Here is a 21,507-nt window from a genome sequence, read left to right on the forward strand (position 1 = left end):
GCGAAGCCCCTCCCGGCCTTTCTGCACGCCCGCTGTCGCTTCTGGTCCGGTGCCCGCCGGGTGGGTCCGTCAATCGGGCGGGCGACCGAACCCTAGACCTTCGCTCAGTATGAATGAAGAGCCGGGGTGCCACGGCGCCCAAGACGTCACGGTCTTGTGAGGATTGGGCGCCTGGTGCGCTTTATCAGGCCCGTACCGTTACACGCGGGGCAACGTTTCGGCGGCGATACCGCCCTCGATGGCGAGGATGCGGTGCAGCCGGGTGGCCACCAGCAGGCGCTGCATCTGGGGCGGTACGCCCCGCAGCACCAGCCGGCGGCCGCAGCGGCCCGCACGCCGGTGAGCGCCCATGATGACCCCGAGTCCGGTGGCGTCCCAGGAGTCGAGGCCGGTCAGGTCGAGCACCAGGTCGCCGGCTCCGTCGTCGACGGCCGAGTGCAGGACCGTACGGGCGTCCGCCGCGCTGCGGACGTCGAGGCGGCCCCCGACGACCAGCTCGGCGTGGTCGCCCCTGATGTGCATATGCGCTCCCCGAGAGTGCGTAATCGTCACGTCTTTACGTCGTGCACGTCTTTCGTCGTCACGTACTTCTATGCAACAACTGACTGCCTGACCGGCTGACCAGTTGCGCCTTGTAAGCGAACCGATACCGAATTCACCCTGAGGGGTGATGGTGACGTGGTCGAAACGGCCTTGACAGGGCTCAGTGCTTGTAGAAGCCCTGCCCGCTCTTGCGACCGATGTCACCCGCGTCCACCATCCGGCGCATCAGCTCCGGCGGGGCGAACTTCTCGTCCTGCGACTCGGTGTAGATGTTGCTGGTGGCGTGCAGCAGGATGTCGACGCCGGTGAGGTCGGCGGTCGCCAGCGGCCCCATCGCGTGGCCGAAGCCCAGCTTGCAGGCGATGTCGATGTCCTCGGCGGAGGCGACGCCCGATTCGTACAGCTTCGCGGCCTCCACGACCAGGGCGGAGATCAGACGGGTCGTCACAAAACCGGCGACGTCACGGTTGACGACGATGCAGGTCTTGCCGACCGACTCGGCGAACTCGCGTGCGGTGGCGAGCGTTTCGTCGCTGGTCTTGTAGCCGCGCACCAGCTCGCAGAGCTGCATCATCGGGACGGGCGAGAAGAAGTGGGTGCCCACCACGCGCTCGGGGCGCTCCGTCACGGCCGCGATCTTGGTGATCGGGATGGCGGAGGTGTTGGAGGCGAGGACGGCGTCGTCGCGGACGAGCTTGTCCAGCGTGCGGAAGATCTCGTGCTTGACCTCCAGCTTCTCGAAGACGGCCTCGACGACGATGTCGGCGTCGGCGGCGGCGTCGAGGTCGGTGGTCGTGGTGATGCGGCCCAAGGCGGCCTCGGCGTCGGCGGCTTCGAGCCGGCCCTTGGCGACGAACTTGTCGTACGAGGCCTTGATGCCGTCGGTGCCCCGGGTCAGGGCGGCGTCGGTGACGTCACGCAGCACGACCTCCCAGCCCGCCTGGGCCGAGACCTGCGCGATTCCGGACCCCATGAGTCCGGCCCCGATGACGGCGAGCTTCCTGGCCACGATCTTCCCCTTAACGCCCGTTTATGTTTCGGCTCTTCGCGGAGGTTAGCGGGCGCGCGCGGCCGTGTGGCGCCGAAGAGATGCGCGTCACGTCTCAGATGACGGACATCACACCGGTACGGGGAGCGGGGTGAGCCGGGCGGCCCGCCCCCGCCCACCGTCGCGGGCCGCGACCCGCTCGACTTAGGCTGGCCGCATGGTCAACCTGACGCGCATCTACACCCGCACCGGCGACAAGGGCACGACAGCGCTCGGCGACATGAGCCGGACCGCCAAGACGGACCTGCGCATCGCGGCGTACGCCGACGCCAACGAGGCGAACGCGGTCATCGGCACCGCCATCGCGCTGGGCGATCTCGACGAGCAGGTCGTCAAGGTCCTCGTCCGCGTCCAGAACGACCTGTTCGACGTGGGCGCGGACCTGTCGACGCCGGTGGTCGAGAACCCGGAGTACCCGCCGCTGCGGGTGGAGCAGAGTTACGTCGACAAGCTGGAGGCGGACTGCGACCGGTTCCTGGAGGACCTGGACAAGCTCCGCTCCTTCATCCTCCCGGGCGGCACCCCGGGCGCGGCGCTGCTGCACCAGGCCTGCACGGTCGTCCGCCGCGCCGAGCGCTCGACGTGGGCCGCGCTGGAGGTGCACGGCGAGGCGATGAACGCCCTGACGGCCACCTACCTGAACCGCCTGTCCGACCTGCTGTTCATCCTGGCGCGCACGGCGAACAAGGAGGTCGGCGACGTGCTCTGGGTGCCCGGCGGGGAGCGCTGACCAAAGCCGTGGGGCGCCCGGCGCGCCGGCCGGGGCCGTGGGGCGCCCGGCCGCGTCAGCGCCGCTCCGCCCGGACCGGTTCGCGCTCCTCGGGCGCGGGCCCGTTGGGGGCCTTGCGCGGCCACACCGCGTACGAGAGGGCGACCAGTCCGTGCAGGCCGGCCGCGCGCCACGCCGCGCCCATCCAGCTCTGGAGCGAACCGGTGCGGCTCGCGTCGCCCACGTAGAGGATGGCGAGCCACAGCAGGACCGTGGCGACCACCGCACCGAGGAGGGTGCCGAGCCAGACGCGGCCCTCGTGCCGGGCGCGGGCCCTGCCGTAGCGGGGCGGACCGACCGGGCGGGGCGCGCCGGCGAGCCGGTGGGCGGCGTGGCCGTCGAGCCACTTCACGGTGCGGTGGCCGTGGCCGACGGTGTAGCCGATGTACAGCGCGGCCAGCCCGTGCTTCCAGCTCGGCTCGGCACCGTTCCTCAGGTCCATCGCGGTGACGACGAGCAGCACGACCTCCAGCAGCGGCTCGCACAGCAGCAGCGCCGCGCCCGTGCGGGGCATCCTCAGCAGGTAACGGGTGGCGAGCCCGGCGGCCAGCAGCACCCAGAAGCCGACCTCGCAGACCACGATGAGCGTGACGACCACGACGCTCTCCTTTCGTACCCCTCAAGCCTTCCGGCCGCCGTGCGCCGAATCGTCGTCACCGGGCACGAACCCGCACTGCATCCTTCGATGTAGTCGGTGTTCCGACCGCACGTGGAGGTCACGGCGGGGCGCAGCGTGTTGGATGGACGGGTGAGACTCCCCCGTACGCATCGCGACGACGCGCTGATCGCCGCCGCCGGGTTCGCCTGCGGCCTGCTGCTGTGGTCGTTCGGGTTGTACACCCAGGGGCCGAGCAGTCCGCTGCCCGGCGGGCCGGTGGTGCTGGTGCCGCTGGCCGCCATGACGGCGCTGGCGCTGCTGCGGCGGACCATGCCGCGTACGGCGCTGCTGGTGGGGACGGTCGCGGTGGTCGCGGACCAGTTCACCCGGGGCAACCTGCTGACGGTCGTGATGTTCGCCGACATCGTGTACGCCGCCGTGGTGTACGGTCCGCCCGCCTCGGCCCGCCGGATTCCGGTCACCACCGGGCTGATCACCATCGCGGTGACGCTGGGGTTCCTGGCCTGGTTCCGGCAGCCGGAAGCGCTGCTGATCGGTGTGGTCACGGCGCTGCTCTCGTTCTTCCCGGCCATCACCGGCGCCGTGGTGCGCAACCACCGCCAGGCCGCCGACACGGCCCGGCTGCGGGCGGAGCAGACCGCGCTGCTGGCCGAGATGGACCGCCGCCAGGCGGTGATCGCCGAGCGCTCCCGGATGGCGCGGGAGCTGCACGACATGGTGGCCAACCACCTGTCGGCGATCGCCATCCACTCCACCGCCGCGCTGTCGCTGGACGACCCGAAGACGTCCCGTGACGCCCTGGGCGTCATCCGGGAGAACAGCGTCGACGGCCTGGCCGAGATGCGCCGGCTGATCGGCCTGCTGCGCGACAGCAGCGGCCATGACGAGCCGGCCGCCGCCCCGACGCTGGACGGCCTGGACGCCCTGGTGCGGCAGGCGGGGGTGAGCGGCGCGGCGGGCGGCCTGACGTTCCGGCTGGTCGACGACCGGGAGCCGGACGCGCGGCTCCCCGCGCCGGTGGAGCTCGCGGCGTACCGGATCGTGCAGGAGTCGCTGACGAACACGCTCAAGCACGCGGACGCGGGTGAGGTGACCGTGGCGCTGCGCTCCGCCGACCACGCGCTGACCGTCCAGGTGACCAGCGCCTTCGGCGCCCGGCCGGGGCCGCGCGCACCGGGGTCGGGGGCCGGCCTGGTGGGGATGCGGGAGCGGATCGCGCTGCTGGGCGGGGTGTTCGAGGCGGGCCCGGTGGACGACCGGGGCGTGAAGATCTGGCGGGTGCGGGCGGAACTGCCCGTGGCGGAGGACGACAAGGAGCCGCAGGCATGACCGGAACCCCACGGGTACGCGTACTCGTCGCCGAGGACCAGGGCGCGGTGCGCGCCGGGCTGGTCCTGATCCTGGGCAGCGCGCCCGGCATCGAGGTGGTGGGCGAGGCCGGGGACGGCGAGGAGGCGGTGCGGCTGGCCCGGGAGCTGCGGCCGGACCTGGTGCTGATGGACATTCAGATGCCGAAGCTTGACGGGGTGTCGGCGACCCGGCAGGTGGTGGCGGAGTCCCTGGCCGACGTGCTGGTGCTGACGACGTTCGACCTGGACGAGTACGTCTTCGGGGCGCTGCGTGCCGGGGCGGCCGGGTTCCTGCTGAAGAACACGGACGCGAAGGACCTGATCGAGGCGGTACGGACGGTGGCGCGGGGCGAGGGTCTGATCGCCCCGGCGGTGACGCGCCGGCTGATCGCCGAGTTCGCCGCGCCGTCGAGGCCGGTGCGGGCGGAGAACGCGCCGGACGCCACGGTGCTGGAGGTGCTGACGCGGCGGGAGCGGGAGGTCCTGTCGTGCCTGGGCGAGGGGTTGTCGAACGCGGAGATCGCGGTGCGGCTGGAGATGGCGGAGGCGACGGTGAAGACCCATGTGAGCCGGCTGCTGGGGAAGCTGGAGCTGCGCAGCAGGGTGCAAGCGGCGGTGCTGGCGCAGGAGTTGGGGGTCTGAACAAGCCACACACCTATGGTCTGGACCTATTGACGATTGGTCCAGACCTTCCTACGCTCACGGCGCGCACCTTTCACGGACTCAACCCACCCCCACCTTGTCCGTCCGCAACTTGAGGAGCACCGTTGAGCACTCAAGCACTTCCGCGCAGAACGAGATTCCGGGCGAGAGCCACGGCCGGACTGACCGCCCTGCTGCTTCCGCTGGCAGCCATGGTCGGCCTCGCGTCCCCCGCCCAGGCCGCCGCCTCGGCGACCGCCACGTACACCAAGGTCGCCGACTGGGGCTCCGGCTTCGAGGGCAAGTGGACGGTGAAGAACACCGGCACCACCACCCTCTCCTCCTGGACCGTCGAGTGGGACTTCCCCTCCGGTACGTCGGTGACCTCCGCCTGGGACGCGACCGTCACCAGCAGCGGCACCCACTGGACCGGCAAGAACGTCGGCTGGAACGGCACCCTCGCCCCCGGCGCCTCCGTCTCCTTCGGGTTCAACGGCACCGGCACCGGCTCGCCCTCCAACTGCAAGCTGAACGGCGGCTCGTGCGACGGCGGCAGCGTCCCCGGCGACACCGCGCCCACCGCACCCGGCACCCCGGCCGCCTCCGACATCACCGACACCTCGGTGAAGCTCACCTGGGCCGCCGCCACCGATGACAAAGGCGTCAAGAACTACGACGTGCTCCGCGGCGGCACCAGGGTCGCCACGGTGACCGGCCTGACGTACACGGACACCGGCCTGACCGCCGGCACCGACTACTCCTACACGGTCCAGGCCCGTGACACCGCCGACCAGACCGGCCCGGTCAGCGGCGCCCGCGCCGTCCGCACCACCGGCGGCGGCACCGACCCGGGCCCCGGTCCGGCCCCGGGCTCCAAGGTCAACCTCGGGTACTTCACCAACTGGGGCGTCTACGGCCGCAACTACCACGTCAAGAACCTGGTGACGTCCGGCTCCGCGGCCAAGATCACGCACATCAACTACGCCTTCGGCAACGTCCAGAACGGCAAGTGCACCATCGGTGACGCCTACGCGGACTACGACAAGGCGTACACCGCCGACCAGTCCGTCGACGGCAAGGCCGACACCTGGGACCAGCCGCTGCGCGGCAACTTCAACCAGCTCCGCAAGCTGAAGGCCCAGTACCCGCACATCAAGGTGCTGTGGTCGTTCGGCGGCTGGACCTGGTCCGGCGGCTTCGGCCAGGCCGTGCAGAACCCGGCCGCCTTCGCCCAGTCGTGCTACGACCTGGTCGAGGACCCGCGCTGGGCCGACGTCTTCGACGGCATCGACCTGGACTGGGAGTACCCCAACGCCTGCGGCCTGTCCTGCGACACCAGCGGCCCGGCGGCCTTCAAGAACATGATGCAGGCCATGCGCGCCAAGTTCGGCGCCAAGAACCTGGTCACCGCCGCCGTCACGGCGGACGCCTCCTCCGGCGGCAAGATCGACGCCGCGGACTACGGCGGCGCCGCGCAGTACATCGACTGGTACAACGTGATGACGTACGACTTCTTCGGCGCCTGGGCGGCGAAGGGCCCGACGGCCCCGCACTCCCCGCTCACCTCCTACCCGGGCATCCCGCAGGAGGGCTTCAACTCCGCCGAGGCGATCGCCAAGTTCAAGGCGAAGGGCGTCCCGTCCACCAAGCTGCTCCTGGGCATCGGCTTCTACGGCCGCGGCTGGACCGGCGTCACCCAGAAGGAGCCGGGCGGCACCGCCACGGGCCCGGCCCAGGGCACCTACGAGCAGGGCATCGAGGACTACAAGGTGCTCAAGAACTCCTGCCCCGCCAACGGCACGGTCGCCGGCACCGCGTACGCGCACTGCGGCACCAACTGGTGGAGCTACGACACCCCGGCCACCGTCACGTCCAAGATGGGCTGGGCGAAGAACCAGGGCCTGGGCGGCGCGTTCTTCTGGGAGTTCAGCGGTGACACCGCGAACGGCGAGCTGGTGAGCGCCATCAGCAGCGGCCTGAAGTAGTCACCCGCGGCGGGGGCGGACCAGGGTGCCGTCCCCGTCGTACCCCACCTCGTGCCGCACCACACGGCACGGGGCACCCAGGACGGCGACCGCTGCCCGGTAGCCGTCACCCGCGTCGACGTCATGGAGCCGCACCGGCCGGTGCGGCTCCGCCCGTTCCCGCCACGCCAGCAGCGCGGCCGGAGCCCACGGCGGGCTCACCGTCAGCAGCGCGGGGCTCACTACCAGCCCGTCCCCGGTCGCCTTGAGCACCGCTTCCTTGCGCGCCCAGTAGCGGGTGAACGCCCCCGGCCGGCCGGCCTCCGCGAGCCGCTCCAGCTCCTCGCGCTCCTCGGGCGCCAGCACCACCTCGGTCAGGTCCCGCATGTCCCGCGCCACCTGCTCGATGTCGACGCCCACCGGACCGGCCGGTGACAGCGCGACCGCCACCCGGCCGCCCGAGTGCGACAGCGAGATCTCCAGCGACGACCCCTCGAGCCCGGGCTTCCCGTGCGGCTCGGTCCGCTCGCAGTGCCGGCACACATGGGTGAACCGCACCTCGCGCGGCCCACCGCCGAGCTGCGCGGCCGCCACCTGCCGCAGCAGGGCGTGAGCCGTCAGGTACAGGGCGCGGTCCTGCGCGCGCACGAGCGTGTCATGGCGGGCCCGCTCACGCGCGTCGAGCAGCTCCAGCAGGGCGGGCGACGGCACGCGGACGGCGTCGGCGATCCAGACGTGGCACTCCCCCGCGGGCACCCGTGGTATCACGGGGCTCACGCCACGTTGACCCTCTGCCCGGGGGGCGCCGCCTCCAGCCAGGCCAGGAAGCCGGTGAGCGCGTCCTCGCTCATCGCCAGCTCCACGTGCCGCCCGTGGTGCAGGCAGCCCAGCACCACCGAGTCGGACAGCAGCGCCAGCTCCTCCTCGCCCTCCGGCATCCGGCGCGCCAGCACCTCGATGCCGGAGCGCTCCAGGACACGGCGCGGACGGGGCGCGTACGAGAAGACGCGGAACCAGGCGACCCGGTCGCCGCTGTAGCGCGCGACGCCGTACACCCACCCCTTGCCGGAGGGGGTCCCCCCGCCGGAGCCGGGCGCGGAGTCACCCTCGTCCGGCACGGTCCAGCGCAGGCTGCAGTCGAAGGTGCCGCCGGAGCGCTGGATCAGCCGCCGGCGCAGTCCGAACACGAAGAGACCGATCACCACCAGCGCGACGACCAGGGCGCTCACCAGCAGAGCGAGGAACATCTCCACCGACCTCCTCGCATCGTTCGTTCAAGGAATACAACCTGCACCTGCATCGACCTCAGCCGCGGCACGGTCTGGATGATTCCAGACCGGCCGCGGCTGAGGGCACAACTGTCGGCGCGGTACGTCAGTGCACCGCTACCGCGCGCAGCCGGACCTCGGCGCGCCGCTCGGCGGCGGCGTCCGACTCGGCCTTCGCGCGCTCCAGCGCACGCTCGGCGCGCTGGGGGTCGATCTCGTCCGCAAGCTCGGCGATCTCGGCGAGCAGCGACAGCTTGTTGTCGGCGAACGTGATGAAACCGCCGTGTACGGCGGCGACGACAGTCCCGCCCTCACTCGTACGGATGGTCACCGGGCCCGACTCCAGCACACCGAGCAGCGGCTGGTGGCCGGGCATGACGCCGATGTCGCCGGAGGTGGTGCGCGCGATGACCAGGGTGGCCTCGCCGGACCAGACACTCCGGTCCGCGGCGACCAGCTCGACGTGCAGCTCAGCAGCCAAGGGTGGCTCCTCGGGTCACCACCCGGCGTGTGCCGGGTGTTGGGTCATAAGTCTAGTAGGGCGCCCGGCGCCGAAACGCCGGGGTCCCTCGGTCAAACGTGGGGCGTACGAAAGGGGGCGGGACGACACCCGCCCCCTTCCGCGAGTCACGGGACTCAGGAGACGCCGAGCTCCTTGGCGTTCTTCTTGAGGTCCTCGAGACCACCGCACATGAAGAAGGCCTGCTCGGGGAAGTGGTCGTACTCACCGTCGCAGATCGCGTTGAACGCGGCGATCGACTCGTCGAGCGGCACGTCCGAGCCGTCCACGCCGGTGAACTGCTTGGCGGCGTGGGTGTTCTGGGACAGGAAGCGCTCGACGCGACGGGCACGGTGGACAACGAGCTTGTCCTCCTCGCCCAGCTCGTCGATACCGAGGATCGCGATGATGTCCTGGAGGTCCTTGTACTTCTGGAGGATTCCCTTGACGCGGGTCGCCGCGGCGTAGTGGTCCTCGGAGATGTAACGCGGGTCCAGGATCCGGGACGTGGAGTCCAGCGGGTCCACGGCCGGGTAGATCCCCTTCTCGGAGATCGGACGGGAGAGAACCGTCGTCGCGTCGAGGTGGGCGAAGGTGGTGGCCGGGGCCGGGTCGGTCAGGTCGTCCGCGGGGACGTAGATCGCCTGCATCGAGGTGATCGAGTGACCACGCGTCGAGGTGATGCGCTCCTGGAGCAGACCCATCTCGTCCGCCAGGTTCGGCTGGTAACCCACCGCGGACGGCATACGGCCGAGCAGGGTGGACACCTCGGAGCCGGCCTGGGTGAACCGGAAGATGTTGTCGATGAAGAAGAGCACGTCCTGCTTCTGCACATCGCGGAAGTACTCCGCCATGGTCAGACCGGCCAGGGCGACGCGCAGACGGGTGCCCGGGGGCTCGTCCATCTGGCCGAAGACCAGGGCGGTCTTGTCCAGAACGCCGGACTCCTCCATCTCCGCGATGAGGTCGTTGCCCTCACGGGTGCGCTCGCCGACGCCCGCGAAGACGGAGACGCCCTCGTGGAGGTTGGCGACACGCATGATCATTTCCTGGATCAGCACGGTCTTGCCGACACCGGCACCACCGAACAGACCGATCTTTCCACCCTTGACGTACGGGGTGAGAAGGTCGACGACCTTCAGGCCGGTCTCGAACATCTCGGTCTTGGACTCGAGCTGGTCGAAGTCGGGGGCCTTGCGGTGGATCGGCCAGCGCTCGCCGACGTTGGCGTTCTCCTCGGGAACGTTCAGCACCTCACCGAGGGTGTTGAACACCTTGCCCTTGGTGAAGTCGCCGACCGGGACCGTGATGCCGGTGCCCGAGTCGGTCACCGGGGCCTGGCGGACCAGACCGTCGGTGGGCTGCATCGAGATGGTGCGGACCAGGCCGTCACCCAGGTGCTGGGCGACCTCCAGGGTCAGCGTCTTCTTCTTGCCGTCCTCGGCCGGGTCGGCAACCTCGACGTGCAGCGCGTTGTAGATCTCCGGCATCGCGTCGACGGGGAACTCCACGTCGACGACCGGGCCGATGACCCGCGCGACGCGGCCCGTCGCCGTGGCCGTCTCAACAGTGGTGGTCATTACTTGTCACTCCCCGCGGTCGCGTCGGCGAGGGCGCTCGCGCCACCGACGATCTCGCTGATTTCCTGGGTGATTTCGGCCTGGCGGGCCGCGTTGGCAAGCCGGGAGAGGCTGTTGATCAGGTCTCCGGCGTTGTCGGTCGCCGACTTCATCGCGCGGCGGCGGGCAGCGTGCTCGGAAGCGGCGGCCTGAAGCAGCGCGTTGTAGACACGGCTCTCGACGTACCGCGGCAGCAGGGCGTCGAGGACGTCCTCGGCCGACGGCTCGAAGTCGAACAGCGGAAGGATCTCGCCCTTGGTCCCCGTCTCCTCCGCCGCCTTGTCCAGGCTGAGCGGGAGCATCCGGTTCTGCACGGGCGTCTGCGTCATCATCGACACGAATTCCGTGAAGACGATGTGCAGCTCGTCGACCCCGCCCTCGGCCGTCTCCTTGGTGACGGCCTCGATGAGCGGCGCGGCGACCGCCTTGGCGTCCGCGTAGCTCGGGCTGTCGGTGAAGCCCGTCCACGAGTCCGCGACCTTGCGCTCACGGAACCCGTAGTAGGCGACACCCTTGCGGCCGACGATGTACGTGTCGACCTCCTTGCCCTCGCCGCGCAGCCGCTCGGTGAGCTGGTCCGCGGCCTTGATGGCGTTGGACGAGTAGCCGCCGGCCAGACCGCGGTCGCTCGTGATGAGCAGCACCGCGGCCCGGGCCGGGTTGTCCGTCTCGGTGGTCAGCGGGTGATTGGTGTTCGACCCGGTGGCCACCGCGGTGACCGCGCGGGTCAGCTCGGTCGCGTACGGCGTGGAGGCCGCCACCTTGCGCTGCGCCTTGACGATGCGCGAGGCGGCGATCATCTCCATCGCCTTGGTGATCTTCTTGGTCGCCGTGACGGATTTGATGCGACGCTTGTAGACCCGGAGCTGGGCTCCCATGAGTCAGGTCCCTTCCGTCGTCACTTCGAGACGTTGGCGGCGGCCGGGGCGTCCTCGGCCAGCAGCTTTCCGTCCGAGGTCTCGAACTGCTTCTTGAAGGCGGCGATGCCGTCGGCCACGGCCGAGAGGGTGTCGTCGGACATCTTCCCGCCCTCGCGGATCGAGTCCATGAGCCCCTTGTGGTCGCGGTGCAGGTAGTCCAGCAGCTCGCGCTCGAAGCGGCGGATGTCGGCGACCGGGACGTCGTCCATCTTGCCCGTGGTACCGGCCCAGACGGACACGACCTGGTCGGCCGTCGCCATCGGCTGGTACTGCGGCTGCTTCAGCAGCTCGACCATGCGCTTACCGCGCTCCAGCGAGGACTTCGACGCGGCGTCCAGGTCGGAACCGAAGGCGGCGAACGCCTCCAGCTCGCGGAACTGGGCGAGGTCCACGCGGAGCCGGCCGGAGACCTGCTTCATGGCCTTGTGCTGGGCGGAGCCACCGACACGGGAGACCGAGATACCGACGTTCAGGGCCGGACGCTGGCCGGCGTTGAACAGGTCGGACTCCAGGAAGCACTGGCCGTCGGTGATGGAGATGACGTTGGTCGGGATGAACGCCGAGACGTCGTTGGCCTTGGTCTCGACGATCGGCAGACCGGTCATCGAACCGGCACCCATCTCGTCGGAGAGCTTGGCGCAGCGCTCCAGCAGACGCGAGTGCAGGTAGAAGACGTCACCCGGGTAGGCCTCGCGGCCCGGCGGGCGGCGCAGCAGCAGGGAGACGGCACGGTAGGCGTCGGCCTGCTTCGACAGGTCGTCGAAGACGATCAGGACGTGCTTGCCCTGGTACATCCAGTGCTGACCGATGGCGGAGCCGGTGTAGGGCGCCAGGTACTTGAAGCCGGCCGGGTCGGACGCCGGGGCGGCGACGATGGTCGTGTACTCCAGGGCACCGGCCTCCTCCAGCGCGCCGCGCACGGACGCGATGGTGGAGCCCTTCTGGCCGATGGCGACGTAGATGCAGCGGACCTGCTTCTTCGGGTCGCCCGAGCGCCAGTTGTCGCGCTGGTTGATGATCGTGTCGACGGCCAGGGCGGTCTTGCCGGTCTGACGGTCACCGATGATCAGCTGGCGCTGACCACGGCCGATCGGGGTCATGGCGTCGACGGCCTTGTAGCCGGTCTCCATCGGCTCGTGCACCGACTTGCGCTGCATGACCGTGGGTGCCTGCAGTTCGAGGGCACGGCGGCCCTCGGTCGCGATCTCGCCGAGACCGTCGATCGGGTTGCCGAGCGGGTCGACGACCCGGCCCAGGTAGCCCTCGCCGACAGCGACGGACAGGACCTCGCCGGTACGGGTGACCGGCTGGCCCTCCTCGATGCCGCTGAACTCACCGAGGACAATGGCACCGATCTCGCGCTCCTCGAGGTTGAGGGCGAGGCCGAGGGTGCCGTCCTCGAACTTCAGCAGCTCGTTCGCCATGGTCGAGGGCAGACCCTCGACCTTCGCGATGCCGTCGCCGGCAAGGCTGACCGTACCGACCTCCTCGCGCGAGGCCGCGTCCGGCTTGTACGACTGGACAAAGTTCTCCAGCGCGTCCCGGATCTCCTCCGGCCGGATCGTGAGCTCCGCCATCTGGGTTCCCTGCTCTCCTTGTTGGGCCCGAAGTTTCTTTGGGGGATCTGGGGGCTCCCCCCAGAACTTCTGCATCCTCTGCACGGCCCAACCGGGCCGTAGGTAACGCTTGTTGAGTTGGTGCTGGTCAGCCGGCCAGTCGCCGGGCCGCCTCATCGAGGCGGTTGGCGACGGTGCCGTTGACGACCTCGTCGCCGACCCGCACCGAGATCCCGCCGAGGACCGAGGGGTCCACGTCCAGGTTCAGGTGCATCTGGCGGCCGTACAGCTTGGCCAGCACAGCGCCGAGACGCTGCTTCTGCTGGTCGCTGAGCGGCACCGCCGAGGTGACGACCGCGACCATCCGGTCCCGGCGCGCCGCGGCGAGCTTGGACAGGGACTCGAGTCCCGCTTCCAGGCTACGTCCCCGGGGCTGGGTGACGAGACGGACGATCAGCCGCTCCGTGGCGGGGTTGGCCTTGCCGCCGAGCAGGCTGCGCAGCAGCTCGCCCTTGGCGGACGCGGTGGCCGCCTTGTCGGTCAGCGCGGCCCGCAGCCCGGTGTTCGACGAGACGATCCGGCCGAACCGGAACAGCTCGTCCTCGACGTCGTCGAGCGCGCCGGCCCGCTGCGCCGCGGTGAGGTCCGCGGTGTTCGCCAGCTCCTCGAGGGAGTCGACGAGGTCACGCGAGTACGACCAGCGGGACCGGACCATGCCGGAGACCAGGTCGACGGCTTCCCCGCCCACCTGACCGCTCAGCAGTCGCGCGGCCAGCTCGGCCTTGGCCTCACCGGCCTGCGCCGGGTCGGTCAGGACCCGACGCAGCGACACCTCGCGGTCGAGCAGCGCGGTAACGGCGGCCAGCTCACCGGCGAGCTTCGCCACGTCGACCGACGTGTTGTCGGTCAGCGCGTCGAGACGCTCGCGCGCGGCAGCCAGTGCCTCGCGGCTCGCTCCGTTCATCGGGCGGCCTCGGCCTTCTCCTCGAGCTCGTCGAGGAAGCGGTCGATGGTGCGGCTCTGGCGGGCGACGTCCTCGAGGGACTCGCCGACCAGCTTGCCGGCCAGGTCGGTGGCGAGCTTGCCCACGTCCTGGCGCAGCGCGGTCGCCGCGGCCTTGCGGTCGGCCTCGATCTGGGCGTGGCCGGCCGCGATGATCTCCTCGCGCTGGCGCTGGCCTTCCGCCTTCATCTCCTGGATGATCGCGGTGCCCTGCTCCTGCGCCTCCTGACGCAGCCGCGCGGCCTCGTGGCGGGCCTCGGCGAGCTGAGCCTTGTACTGCTCCAGCACACTCTGGGCTTCGATCTGGGCCGACTCGGCCTTCTCGATGCCACCCTCGATCGCCTCGCGGCGCTGCTCCAGAACCTTGTTGATGTTCGGGAGGAGCTTCTTGGCGAGGAAGCCGAAGACGATGGCGAAGGCGATCAGGCCGATGACCAGCTCGTCGAGATGCGGGACGATAGGAGGCTGAGGCTCCTCCGCCGCCGCAAGGAACAGAGCGTTCACATCAGTGCCTTCCGTGAAAGGGGTTGGGCTGTCGGTCCGGCTTACTGGAAGACGAAGCCCATGACGATGCCGATGAGGGCGAGCGCCTCACAGAAGGCGAAACCCATGATCTGGTTGGTACGGATCAGACCGGCCGCCTCGGGCTGGCGGGCGAGGGCCTGGGTGCCGTTACCGAAGATGATGCCGACGCCGACGCCGGGGCCGATGGCCGCGAGGCCGTAGCCGACAGCGTTCATGTTGCCGGAGATGGTGTTCTCGGCGGCGAGGGTCTGGAGAACGGACATGCCGGATCTTCCTTCTCTTTCAATGACCCGGTGGGGGTTGGCCACCGGATGACTGGGGGTCTTGAGGGGAGGGGCTGGCTCAGTGGTGCTCGGAGAGCGCGCCCTGTACGTAGCTGCAGGCCAGGAGGACGAAGACGTACGCCTGGACGGCCTGGATGAAGAGCTCGAAGGCGGTCATCGTGACGACCATCACGAAGGACGCGCCGGCGTAGACGAAGCCCAGCCCGTTCATCAGGTACCAGGTGGCCAGCGAGAACATCACGATCAGCATGTGGCCGGCGAACATGTTCGCGAAGAGCCGGACCGCGTGCGTGAAGGGGCGGATGATCAGGTTGGAGAGGAACTCCAGGACCATGACCATCGGCAGGATGGGCCCGAGGTTCTTGTCGTAGCCGAGGATGTTCTTCCAGCCGCCGACGAAGCCGTGCTTCTTGAAGGTCAGGCTGACCCACGTCACGTAGACGACCAGGGCGAGACCGGCCGGGAAGGCGATCAGCGAGGTGACCGGGAACTGGGCGAGCGGGATGATCGACCAGAGGTTCAGGATCCAGACGAAGAAGAACAGCGACACCATGAAGGGGACGTACTTCTCGCCGTCCTTCTTGCCGATGATCTCGTAGACGATGCCGCGGCGGACGAAGTCGTACCCGGCCTCACCGATCATCTGCACCTTGCCGGGCACCAGCTTCGGCTTGGCGAAGGCGGCCCAGAAGAAGACGACGATCAGGATCGAGCCCAGGAGGGCCAGCAGCATCGGCTTCGTGAACTCGAAGCCGGCCACGGTGGCGATGGGCTCGTACATGAACGTGTGGAGGCCCGGCGCCGGGAAGCCGCATCCGGAGAAGATGTGACAGCTCGGGTCGAAGGCAAGCGTCTGGTCAGCACTCACCGCGGGCTCCTTCAGCGTGGCGCATAGGTACGGCAACCTCGTTGTGTCGGCGCGGCACGCAGCCGCGGGTCGGCACTGGACTGGTCTTACGGATGGGGGGGCGGCGGTTCGGCGTCGAGCCTCGCGCTGGGACAGGCGTCAGCTCGGATGGCCGCGCCCGCAGTGCCGCAGTTGGCACCGGACGATAGCAGCATCGTGAACGCGCATTTATCCCGGCCCTACTCCTCACGTCGACGGCCCCGTCTTCTCGGGCTTCGAGCCCTTTTCGGAGGCGGGGTCCACGTAGAGGATCTTGGCCTTCATGTAGGCGCGCGCCTGGGCCGCGACCCAGACGATGGTCGCCGCGAGCAGCGTGAAGGCGAAGGCCTTGAAGTTGAACAGCGTGGTGTTCTTCAGCAGGGCCATGAACATGAACAGCAACAGCAACTGGGCCATGTAGAGCATCAGCCCCATGGCCTGGAAGAGCTGCGGCAGAGACTTGGCCGTCCGCTGGAGCACCACCAGCCCGATCCCCATGAAGAGGACGACCACGAGCGTGCCGGCCACGGCGCCGATCGCCCCCTTGCCGCCGGCGACCACACCGCTCACCACGGTGGCGACAGCGCCGGTGGCGAGCGTGGGTACGGCGGCGTACAGCAGGGTGCGTGCGTCGTTGGACGGCATGGCGGCATCTCCGCTTGCTGGTGGGGGCAGTGGTGTCGTCATGGACGAGCGTAATCCCGGTCCGAGGCGTGCTCTCGGGGGCCGATGAACCGTCGCACTACGGTCCTTCGGCGGTGTCGCCGGGTCTCGTGAACCGTATCACAAACTATTTGATGAGGTCTTTACCCTGGGGTGTGCTGACTCTCACACATGAGAGTGACCCTGCGCGTGTGTGCAAGACAAGCGCTCGGTTTGTCTGGTAAAGGGCCCGCCTGGGCGGTTCGTCAACCGGGCGTTCCGGCCTTCCGCCGGTCGTGGAGCTCGGGAAGGGCGCTGAGGGCGGTCGCCCCGTTGACTCCCGCCGGGACGGCGACGCGCTCGTCCTCCTCCTCGTACGCGCCCGGGTCCCTGGGCGCGGTGTCCGCGGCGACCGGTCGCACCGCGCGGCGGCGGTAGCGCGGCGGGACGAACGCCTCCGCCCAGCGCGGGGCCCGCGGCGTGAAGCGCGGCAGCAGCAGGAGCACCAGCCCGATCGCGCTCAGCGCGACGATCACCAGCACGATCCACATCGACGCCGAGTGCACCGAGTAGGCCAGGGTGCCGAAGGCGATCAGCGCCGACCAGAAGTACATGATCAGCACCGCGCGGCTGTGCGAGTGGCCGATCTCCAGCAGCCGGTGGTGCAGGTGCCCCCGGTCGGCCGCGAACGGCGACTGGCCGTTCCAGGTCCGGCGCACGATCGCCAGCACCAGGTCCGCCATGGGGATCGCGATGATCGTCAGCGGCAGCAGCAGCGGGATGAAGACCGGCAGCGCGGCGTGCGTGGCCTCACGGGTCGAGCCCTCGAAGATCTTCAGCGCGTCCGGGTCGACCTGACCGGTGATCGAGATCGCGGAGGCGGCCAGCACCAGGCCGATCAGCATCGAGCCGGAGTCGCCCATGAAGATCCGCGCGGGGTGCATGTTGTGCGGCAGGAAGCCCAGGCACATGCCCATCAGGATCACCGCGAACAGCGTCGCGGGCGCGGCCGCCTCGATGGTGAAGCCGTACCAGATGCGGTACGCGTACAGGAAGAACGCGGCGGCCGCGATGCACACCATGCCGGCGGCCAGGCCGTCGAGACCGTCGACGAAGTTCACCGCGTTGATGGTGATGACGACCAGCGCGACCGTCAGCAGCGTGCCCTGCCACTGGGTGAGCGCCACCGTGCCGATGCCCGGGATGGGCAGCCACAGGATCGTCAGACCCTGCATGACCATCACGCCCGCGGCGATCATCTGGCCGCCGAGCTTGATCAGGGCATCGATCTCGAACTTGTCGTCCAGGACGCCGATCAGCCAGATCAGGGCGGCGCCGGAGAGCAGCGCGCGGGGCTCGTTGGACAGCTCGAAGACGCTGTTGAGGTTGGTCAGGTGGTCCGCGACCAGCAGACCCGCGCACAGCCCGAAGAACATGGCGATGCCGCCGAGCCGGGGTGTCGGTTCTCGGTGCACGTCGCGGGCGCGGATCTCCGGCATCGCTCCGGCCGCGATGGCGAACTTCCGCACCGGACCGGTCAGCAGATAGGTCACCGCGGCCGTGACACAGAGCGTCAGCAGGTAATCACGCACGGGCTGCCCCACAGGAATCGCTGGCCATCTCAGCCCCACACCCTAGCTCTGCCGTCCCCATGGTTGAGGACACACGCCCGCCGCCGACGGTTCCACGGCCGCTCTTCTACCCCCGATACGGGGGAAATCGCCCGGCCAGTTCCCGTACGTCGGCACGGACCTTTCCGGCCGTCTCCTCGTCGCCCCGGAGCGCCGCCGTGAACAGGGCGGCGATGTGCTCCATGTCCGCGGCGCCCATGCCCTGGGTGGTCACGGCGGCCGTACCCAGCCGGATGCCGCGCCCGTCCCCGTACGGCAGGGCGCAGGTGTCCAGCACGATGCCGGCCGCGCCGAGGCGGGCCTTGACGTCGCGTCCGTCGATCCCCAGGGGCGTAGGGTCGGCGGTGATCAGGTGGGTGTCGGTGCCGCCGGTGGTGATGGCGAAGCCCTCCTGGGCGAGCGCGTCGGCGAGCGCCCGCGCGTTGGCCACCACCCGATGGGTGTACGCCGCGAACTCGGGCGTCGCCGCCTCGCCGAACGCCACCGCCTTGGCGGCGATCGTGTGCATCTGGGCGCCGCCCTGGGTGAACGGGAACACCGCCCGGTCGATGCGCTCCGCCAGCTCGCTCCCGCACAGCAGCAGCCCGCCGCGCGGCCCGCGCAGCACCTTGTGCGTGGTCGCGCAGACGACGTCGGCGTACGGGACGGGGCTGGGCGCCGCCCCGCCCGCGACCAGCCCGATGGGGTGGGCCGCGTCCGCGATCAGGCACGCCCCGACCTCGTCGGCGATCTCCCGGAAGGCGGCGTGGTCGATGTGCCGGGGGTACGAGATCGAGCCACTCACGATCGCCTTCGGGCGGTGCTCGTGCGCGAGGACGCGCACCTGCTCGTAGTCGATGAGCCCGGTCTCGGCGTCGACGCCGTAGGGGACGAAGTCGAACCAGCGCCCGGAGAAGTTCGCGGGCGACCCGTGCGTCAGGTGCCCCCCGTACGCCAGGCCCATCGCCAGCACCGTGTCGCCCGGCCGCAGCAGCGCCGCGTACGCCGCGAGGACGGCGGAGGACCCGGAGTGGGCCTGCACGTTCGCGTGGTCGGCCCCGAACAGCGCGGTGGCCCGCTCCACGGCGATCCGCTCGGCGGCGTCCACATAGGCGCACCCGCCGTGGTACCGGGCGCCGGGGTAGCCCTCGGCGTACTTGTTGGCGAGCGGCGACCCGAGGGCGGCGAGCACCGCGGGCGAGGCGAAGTTCTCGGCGGCGACGAGCTGGAGGCTGTCGGCCTGGCGCCGTCCCTCCCCCGCCAGGACGTCGGCGATCTCGGGGTCCTGCCGTCGCAGGGCGTCGGCATCCGCCCGGTACGCGCTCGACTCGCGCACCCCGGCGGCAGCAGCGGTGACCGGCATCAGTGGCTCCAGGCGTGGGCGGGCCCCGTCACACCCCAATGTAGGCCCGCGCCCCGCTCGCCGCCGGTCGGCGCCCGGCCCCTCGCGCGTCAGCGCTTGGCGGCGACCCCGGTCAGGGCGGTGACCACCGGGTCCAGCGCCTGCTGGATCTCGTCGCCGATGGAGCGGAAGAAGGTGATCGGCGCGCCGTAGGGGTCGTTGACCTCGTCCGCCTCCGCGCTGGGCGCGAGCAGCCAGCCGCGCAGGGCGGCGGCGGCGCGGACCAGGGCGCGGGCGCGTTCGACCATGCCGTCGCTGAGGGGGTCCGGCAGGGTGGCCGGATCTATCGCCCGTACGAGGCGGGTGAACTCCTTCAGGGTGAACGTGCGCAGGCCGGCGCTGTGGCCCATCGAGATGACCTGGGCGCGGTGGTCGCGGGTGGCCGTCAGCACCAGGTCGGCGCGGATGACGTGCTCGTCGAGCAGCTCACGGCCCACGAAGCCGGTCGCGTCCGCGCCGAAGTCGGCGAGGACGATCTCGGCGTTGGCCTCCATGGGGGCACCCTCGTGGCCCCAGGTGCCGGCGCTCTCCACGATCAGGCCGCCGCCCATCGGGTCGCCCAGGCGGTCGCTCAGGGCATGGCGGGTCAGCCGCTCGGTGATCGGCGAGCGGCAGACGTTCCCGGTGCTGACGTGGAGGATGCGGAACGAGCTCTCCGTGCCTATGCCACGCCCCTCAGGGGCGGTCAATTGGCCACCTCGAGGTCGGGTACCACCTTGCGCAGCTCCTCCACGGACAGGGCGCCCGCGCGCAGCAGGACCGGGACCTCGCCGGTGACGTCGACGATCGACGACGGGACGATGCCCGGGGTCGGACCGCCGTCCAGGTACACGGAGACGGAGTCGCCGAGCATGCCCTGGGCGGCGTCGCAGTCCTCCGGCGCCGGGTGGCCGGTCAGGTTGGCCGACGAGACGGCCATCGGGCCCACCTCGGTGAGCAGCTCGATGGCGACCGGGTGCAGCGGCATCCGGATCGCCACGGTGCCCCGGGTGTCGCCGAGGTCCCACTGGAGCGACGGCTGGTGGCGGGCGACCAGCGTCAGCGCGCCGGGCCAGAAGGCGTCGACGAGCTCCCACGCCTGCTCGGAGAAGTCCGTGACGAGGCCGTGCAGGGTGTTCGGCGAGCCGATCAGGACAGGGGTGGGCATGTTGCGGCCGCGCCCCTTGGCCTCCAGCAGGTCCGCGACGGCCTCCGGGGTGAAGGCGTCCGCGCCGATCCCGTACACGGTGTCGGTGGGGAGCACGACGAGCTCGCCGCGGCGGACGGCGGACGCGGCCTCACGCAGGCCGGTCGTGCGGTCCGTCGCGTCGTTGCAGTCGTATCGCCGTGCCATCAGCGGGCCCTCCTATGTTCCGTCACTCGGTTCGCCGCCGGGGCGCTGAAGCGTCCGCCGACGGTGGATCGTGCTCGGCCCCTCGTTCCTCGGGACCTCCGCGCGTTCTCCCTTTCGGTGTCCGCGCGCCCCTTCAGCTCACTCGCTCCAGGCGCCCCAAGCACCGCCGCGTACCGTGCCGTCATGGCATCGCCTTGCGCGCGGTCGCGAAGCGCGGGCGGTTGTTCAGATCGGGGTGGTCGGCGGCGTCCGCCCAGCCGGCCTCCTCGTTGAAGATCCACGGCACCTGGCCGCCCTGGGTGTCGGCGTGCTCGACGACGACGAGGCCGCCGGGGCGCAGCAGCCGGTGGGCGGTGCGTTCGATGCCGCGGATGGTGTCGAGGCCGTCCTCGCCGGAGAAGAGCGCCATCTCCGGGTCGTGGTCGCGGGCCTCGGGCGCGACGTACTCCCACTCGGTGAGGGGGATGTACGGGGGGTTGGAGATGACCAGGTCGACCTGGCCGTTCAGCTCGGGCAGGGCCGTCAGGGCGTCCCCCTGGTGGACCGTGACCCTGGACCCCGCCGCGTTCTTGCGGGTCCACACCAGGGCGTCCTCGGACAGCTCCACGGCGTGCACGCGCGAGCGCGGCACCTCCTGGGCCATGGCGAGCGCGATGGCGCCGGAGCCGGAGCACAGGTCCACGATGAGCGGCTCGACGACGTCCATCGCCCGTACGGCGTCTATGGCCCACCCGACGACCGACTCGGTCTCGGGGCGCGGCACGAAGACACCGGGGCCCACCTGGAGCTCCAGGTAGCGGAAGAACGCCCGCCCGGTGATGTGCTGGAGCGGCTCGCGGGCCTCGCGGCGGGCGACGGCCTCCCAGTAGCGGGCGTCGAAGTCCGCGTCCTTGACGTTGTGCAGCTCTCCCCGCTTGACGCCGTGCACGAACGCGGCGAGCTCCTCCGCGTCGAAGCGCGGTGACGGCACGCCGGCGTCGGCCAGCCGCTGGGTGGCCTGGGCCACCTCGGCAAGCAGCAGGTTCAC

General features: G+C 70.4%; 23 protein-coding genes. 4 read left to right on the forward strand and 19 right to left on the reverse strand.

What is annotated here, in order from left to right; translation table 11 throughout:
* Nucleotides 1-198: 198 nt before the first annotated feature.
* The gene (locus E2B92_RS28240; protein WP_031073773.1) at nucleotides 199-522 is read right to left on the reverse strand and encodes an STAS domain-containing protein; all 324 of its coding nucleotides are present in this window, start codon (nucleotides 520-522) and stop codon (nucleotides 199-201) included.
* A gap of 181 nt (nucleotides 523-703) precedes the next feature.
* The gene (locus tag E2B92_RS28245; protein WP_126883251.1) at nucleotides 704-1,552 is read right to left on the reverse strand and encodes a 3-hydroxyacyl-CoA dehydrogenase family protein; all 849 of its coding nucleotides are present in this window, start codon (nucleotides 1,550-1,552) and stop codon (nucleotides 704-706) included.
* Between the two features lie 196 nt (nucleotides 1,553-1,748).
* Between E2B92_RS28245 and E2B92_RS28250 the strand changes: the two genes are divergently transcribed.
* The gene (locus E2B92_RS28250; protein WP_126883250.1) at nucleotides 1,749-2,321 is read left to right on the forward strand and encodes a cob(I)yrinic acid a,c-diamide adenosyltransferase; all 573 of its coding nucleotides are present in this window, start codon (nucleotides 1,749-1,751) and stop codon (nucleotides 2,319-2,321) included.
* Nucleotides 2,322-2,376: 55 nt separating this feature from the next.
* On the opposite strand, the gene E2B92_RS28255 is transcribed toward E2B92_RS28250, so the two are convergent.
* A complete protein-coding gene (locus E2B92_RS28255) occupies nucleotides 2,377-2,958 on the reverse strand; it encodes a hypothetical protein (RefSeq protein WP_126883249.1) in 582 nt (193 codons plus the stop codon).
* Nucleotides 2,959-3,108: 150 nt separating this feature from the next.
* On the opposite strand from E2B92_RS28255, the gene E2B92_RS28260 reads away from it, so the two are divergent.
* The 3 genes from E2B92_RS28260 to E2B92_RS28270 all read left to right on the forward strand — a co-directional run bounded on the left by E2B92_RS28260 (nucleotide 3,109) and on the right by E2B92_RS28270 (nucleotide 6,955).
* Nucleotides 3,109-4,308, forward strand: coding sequence for a sensor histidine kinase (locus tag E2B92_RS28260; RefSeq protein ID WP_126883248.1), 1,200 nt, complete (start codon nucleotides 3,109-3,111; stop codon nucleotides 4,306-4,308).
* Nucleotides 4,305-4,970: a response regulator gene (locus E2B92_RS28265; RefSeq protein ID WP_126883247.1), complete on the forward strand. Its 666-nt coding sequence runs from the start codon at nucleotides 4,305-4,307 to the stop codon at nucleotides 4,968-4,970. Before E2B92_RS28260 ends, E2B92_RS28265 begins: the two co-directional genes overlap by 4 nt.
* 125 nt (nucleotides 4,971-5,095) lie before the next feature.
* Nucleotides 5,096-6,955: a glycoside hydrolase family 18 chitinase gene (locus tag E2B92_RS28270; protein WP_126883246.1), complete on the forward strand. Its 1,860-nt coding sequence runs from the start codon at nucleotides 5,096-5,098 to the stop codon at nucleotides 6,953-6,955.
* Here E2B92_RS28270 and E2B92_RS28275 read toward each other — a convergent pair whose 3' ends face one another.
* The 16 genes from E2B92_RS28275 to prmC all read right to left on the reverse strand — a co-directional run bounded on the left by E2B92_RS28275 (nucleotide 6,956) and on the right by prmC (nucleotide 21,507).
* Entirely contained in the window at nucleotides 6,956-7,711 is a 756-nt protein-coding gene (locus E2B92_RS28275) for a 4'-phosphopantetheinyl transferase family protein (RefSeq protein ID WP_126883245.1), read from the reverse strand. It lies immediately after the preceding gene.
* A complete protein-coding gene (locus tag E2B92_RS28280; RefSeq protein WP_185923483.1) occupies nucleotides 7,708-8,181 on the reverse strand; it encodes a DUF2550 domain-containing protein in 474 nt (157 codons plus the stop codon). The genes E2B92_RS28275 and E2B92_RS28280 overlap by 4 nt, the downstream gene beginning before the upstream one ends.
* A gap of 127 nt (nucleotides 8,182-8,308) precedes the next feature.
* A complete protein-coding gene (locus tag E2B92_RS28285; protein WP_073754366.1) occupies nucleotides 8,309-8,683 on the reverse strand; it encodes a F0F1 ATP synthase subunit epsilon in 375 nt (124 codons plus the stop codon).
* A gap of 155 nt (nucleotides 8,684-8,838) precedes the next feature.
* Nucleotides 8,839-10,281, reverse strand: coding sequence for a F0F1 ATP synthase subunit beta (gene atpD / locus E2B92_RS28290; protein WP_126883243.1), 1,443 nt, complete (start codon nucleotides 10,279-10,281; stop codon nucleotides 8,839-8,841).
* Nucleotides 10,281-11,198, reverse strand: coding sequence for a F0F1 ATP synthase subunit gamma (locus tag E2B92_RS28295; RefSeq protein ID WP_126883242.1), 918 nt, complete (start codon nucleotides 11,196-11,198; stop codon nucleotides 10,281-10,283). The genes atpD and E2B92_RS28295 overlap by 1 nt, the downstream gene beginning before the upstream one ends.
* 20 nt (nucleotides 11,199-11,218) lie before the next feature.
* A complete protein-coding gene (gene atpA, locus E2B92_RS28300) occupies nucleotides 11,219-12,817 on the reverse strand; it encodes a F0F1 ATP synthase subunit alpha (RefSeq protein WP_126883241.1) in 1,599 nt (532 codons plus the stop codon).
* Between the two features lie 127 nt (nucleotides 12,818-12,944).
* Nucleotides 12,945-13,760 carry a F0F1 ATP synthase subunit delta gene (locus E2B92_RS28305; protein ID WP_126883240.1) on the reverse strand — a complete coding sequence of 272 codons (816 nt, stop codon included), beginning with the start codon at nucleotides 13,758-13,760 and terminating at the stop codon, nucleotides 12,945-12,947.
* Nucleotides 13,757-14,302: a F0F1 ATP synthase subunit B gene (locus E2B92_RS28310; RefSeq protein WP_126883239.1), complete on the reverse strand. Its 546-nt coding sequence runs from the start codon at nucleotides 14,300-14,302 to the stop codon at nucleotides 13,757-13,759. The genes E2B92_RS28305 and E2B92_RS28310 overlap by 4 nt, the downstream gene beginning before the upstream one ends.
* 41 nt (nucleotides 14,303-14,343) lie before the next feature.
* Nucleotides 14,344-14,586 (reverse strand): ATP synthase F0 subunit C, encoded by a 243-nt coding sequence (gene atpE / locus E2B92_RS28315; RefSeq protein WP_126883238.1) that lies wholly within the window; start codon nucleotides 14,584-14,586, stop codon nucleotides 14,344-14,346.
* 79 nt (nucleotides 14,587-14,665) lie between these two features.
* Nucleotides 14,666-15,475 (reverse strand): F0F1 ATP synthase subunit A, encoded by an 810-nt coding sequence (gene atpB / locus E2B92_RS28320; RefSeq protein WP_126883237.1) that lies wholly within the window; start codon nucleotides 15,473-15,475, stop codon nucleotides 14,666-14,668.
* Nucleotides 15,476-15,700: 225 nt separating this feature from the next.
* Nucleotides 15,701-16,138 carry a hypothetical protein gene (locus E2B92_RS28325; RefSeq protein WP_126883236.1) on the reverse strand — a complete coding sequence of 146 codons (438 nt, stop codon included), beginning with the start codon at nucleotides 16,136-16,138 and terminating at the stop codon, nucleotides 15,701-15,703.
* A gap of 263 nt (nucleotides 16,139-16,401) precedes the next feature.
* Entirely contained in the window at nucleotides 16,402-17,727 is a 1,326-nt protein-coding gene (locus tag E2B92_RS28330) for an MraY family glycosyltransferase (protein WP_126883235.1), read from the reverse strand.
* Between the two features lie 106 nt (nucleotides 17,728-17,833).
* Nucleotides 17,834-19,108 (reverse strand): serine hydroxymethyltransferase, encoded by a 1,275-nt coding sequence (glyA, locus tag E2B92_RS28335; protein ID WP_126883234.1) that lies wholly within the window; start codon nucleotides 19,106-19,108, stop codon nucleotides 17,834-17,836.
* Nucleotides 19,109-19,197: 89 nt separating this feature from the next.
* Nucleotides 19,198-19,836: an arsenate reductase/protein-tyrosine-phosphatase family protein gene (locus E2B92_RS28340; protein ID WP_126883233.1), complete on the reverse strand. Its 639-nt coding sequence runs from the start codon at nucleotides 19,834-19,836 to the stop codon at nucleotides 19,198-19,200.
* Entirely contained in the window at nucleotides 19,833-20,480 is a 648-nt protein-coding gene (locus E2B92_RS28345; RefSeq protein WP_126883232.1) for an L-threonylcarbamoyladenylate synthase, read from the reverse strand. Before E2B92_RS28345 ends, E2B92_RS28340 begins: the two co-directional genes overlap by 4 nt.
* 181 nt (nucleotides 20,481-20,661) lie before the next feature.
* The gene (gene prmC, locus E2B92_RS28350) at nucleotides 20,662-21,507 is read right to left on the reverse strand and encodes a peptide chain release factor N(5)-glutamine methyltransferase (RefSeq protein WP_126883231.1); all 846 of its coding nucleotides are present in this window, start codon (nucleotides 21,505-21,507) and stop codon (nucleotides 20,662-20,664) included.

This window comes from Streptomyces sp. WAC05374, assembly GCF_004353505.1.
Lineage (GTDB): Bacteria > Actinomycetota > Actinomycetes > Streptomycetales > Streptomycetaceae > Streptomyces.

What these genes read in the sequence shown, in the direction of transcription:
- E2B92_RS28240 (WP_031073773.1), bottom strand. Translation starts at nt 522, where the DNA reads ATGCACATCAGGGGCGACCACGCCGAGCTGGTCGTCGGGGGCCGCCTC.
- E2B92_RS28250 (WP_126883250.1), top strand. Translation starts at nt 1,749, where the DNA reads ATGGTCAACCTGACGCGCATCTACACCCGCACCGGCGACAAGGGCACG.
- E2B92_RS28265 (WP_126883247.1), top strand. Translation starts at nt 4,305, where the DNA reads ATGACCGGAACCCCACGGGTACGCGTACTCGTCGCCGAGGACCAGGGC.
- E2B92_RS28280 (WP_185923483.1), bottom strand. Translation starts at nt 8,181, where the DNA reads ATGTTCCTCGCTCTGCTGGTGAGCGCCCTGGTCGTCGCGCTGGTGGTG.
- atpD (WP_126883243.1), bottom strand. Translation starts at nt 10,281, where the DNA reads ATGACCACCACTGTTGAGACGGCCACGGCGACGGGCCGCGTCGCGCGG.
- E2B92_RS28295 (WP_126883242.1), bottom strand. Translation starts at nt 11,198, where the DNA reads ATGGGAGCCCAGCTCCGGGTCTACAAGCGTCGCATCAAATCCGTCACG.
- atpA (WP_126883241.1), bottom strand. Translation starts at nt 12,817, where the DNA reads ATGGCGGAGCTCACGATCCGGCCGGAGGAGATCCGGGACGCGCTGGAG.
- E2B92_RS28305 (WP_126883240.1), bottom strand. Translation starts at nt 13,760, where the DNA reads ATGAACGGAGCGAGCCGCGAGGCACTGGCTGCCGCGCGCGAGCGTCTC.
- atpE (WP_126883238.1), bottom strand. Translation starts at nt 14,586, where the DNA reads ATGTCCGTTCTCCAGACCCTCGCCGCCGAGAACACCATCTCCGGCAAC.
- E2B92_RS28325 (WP_126883236.1), bottom strand. Translation starts at nt 16,138, where the DNA reads ATGCCGTCCAACGACGCACGCACCCTGCTGTACGCCGCCGTACCCACG.
- glyA (WP_126883234.1), bottom strand. Translation starts at nt 19,108, where the DNA reads ATGCCGGTCACCGCTGCTGCCGCCGGGGTGCGCGAGTCGAGCGCGTAC.
- E2B92_RS28345 (WP_126883232.1), bottom strand. Translation starts at nt 20,480, where the DNA reads ATGGCACGGCGATACGACTGCAACGACGCGACGGACCGCACGACCGGC.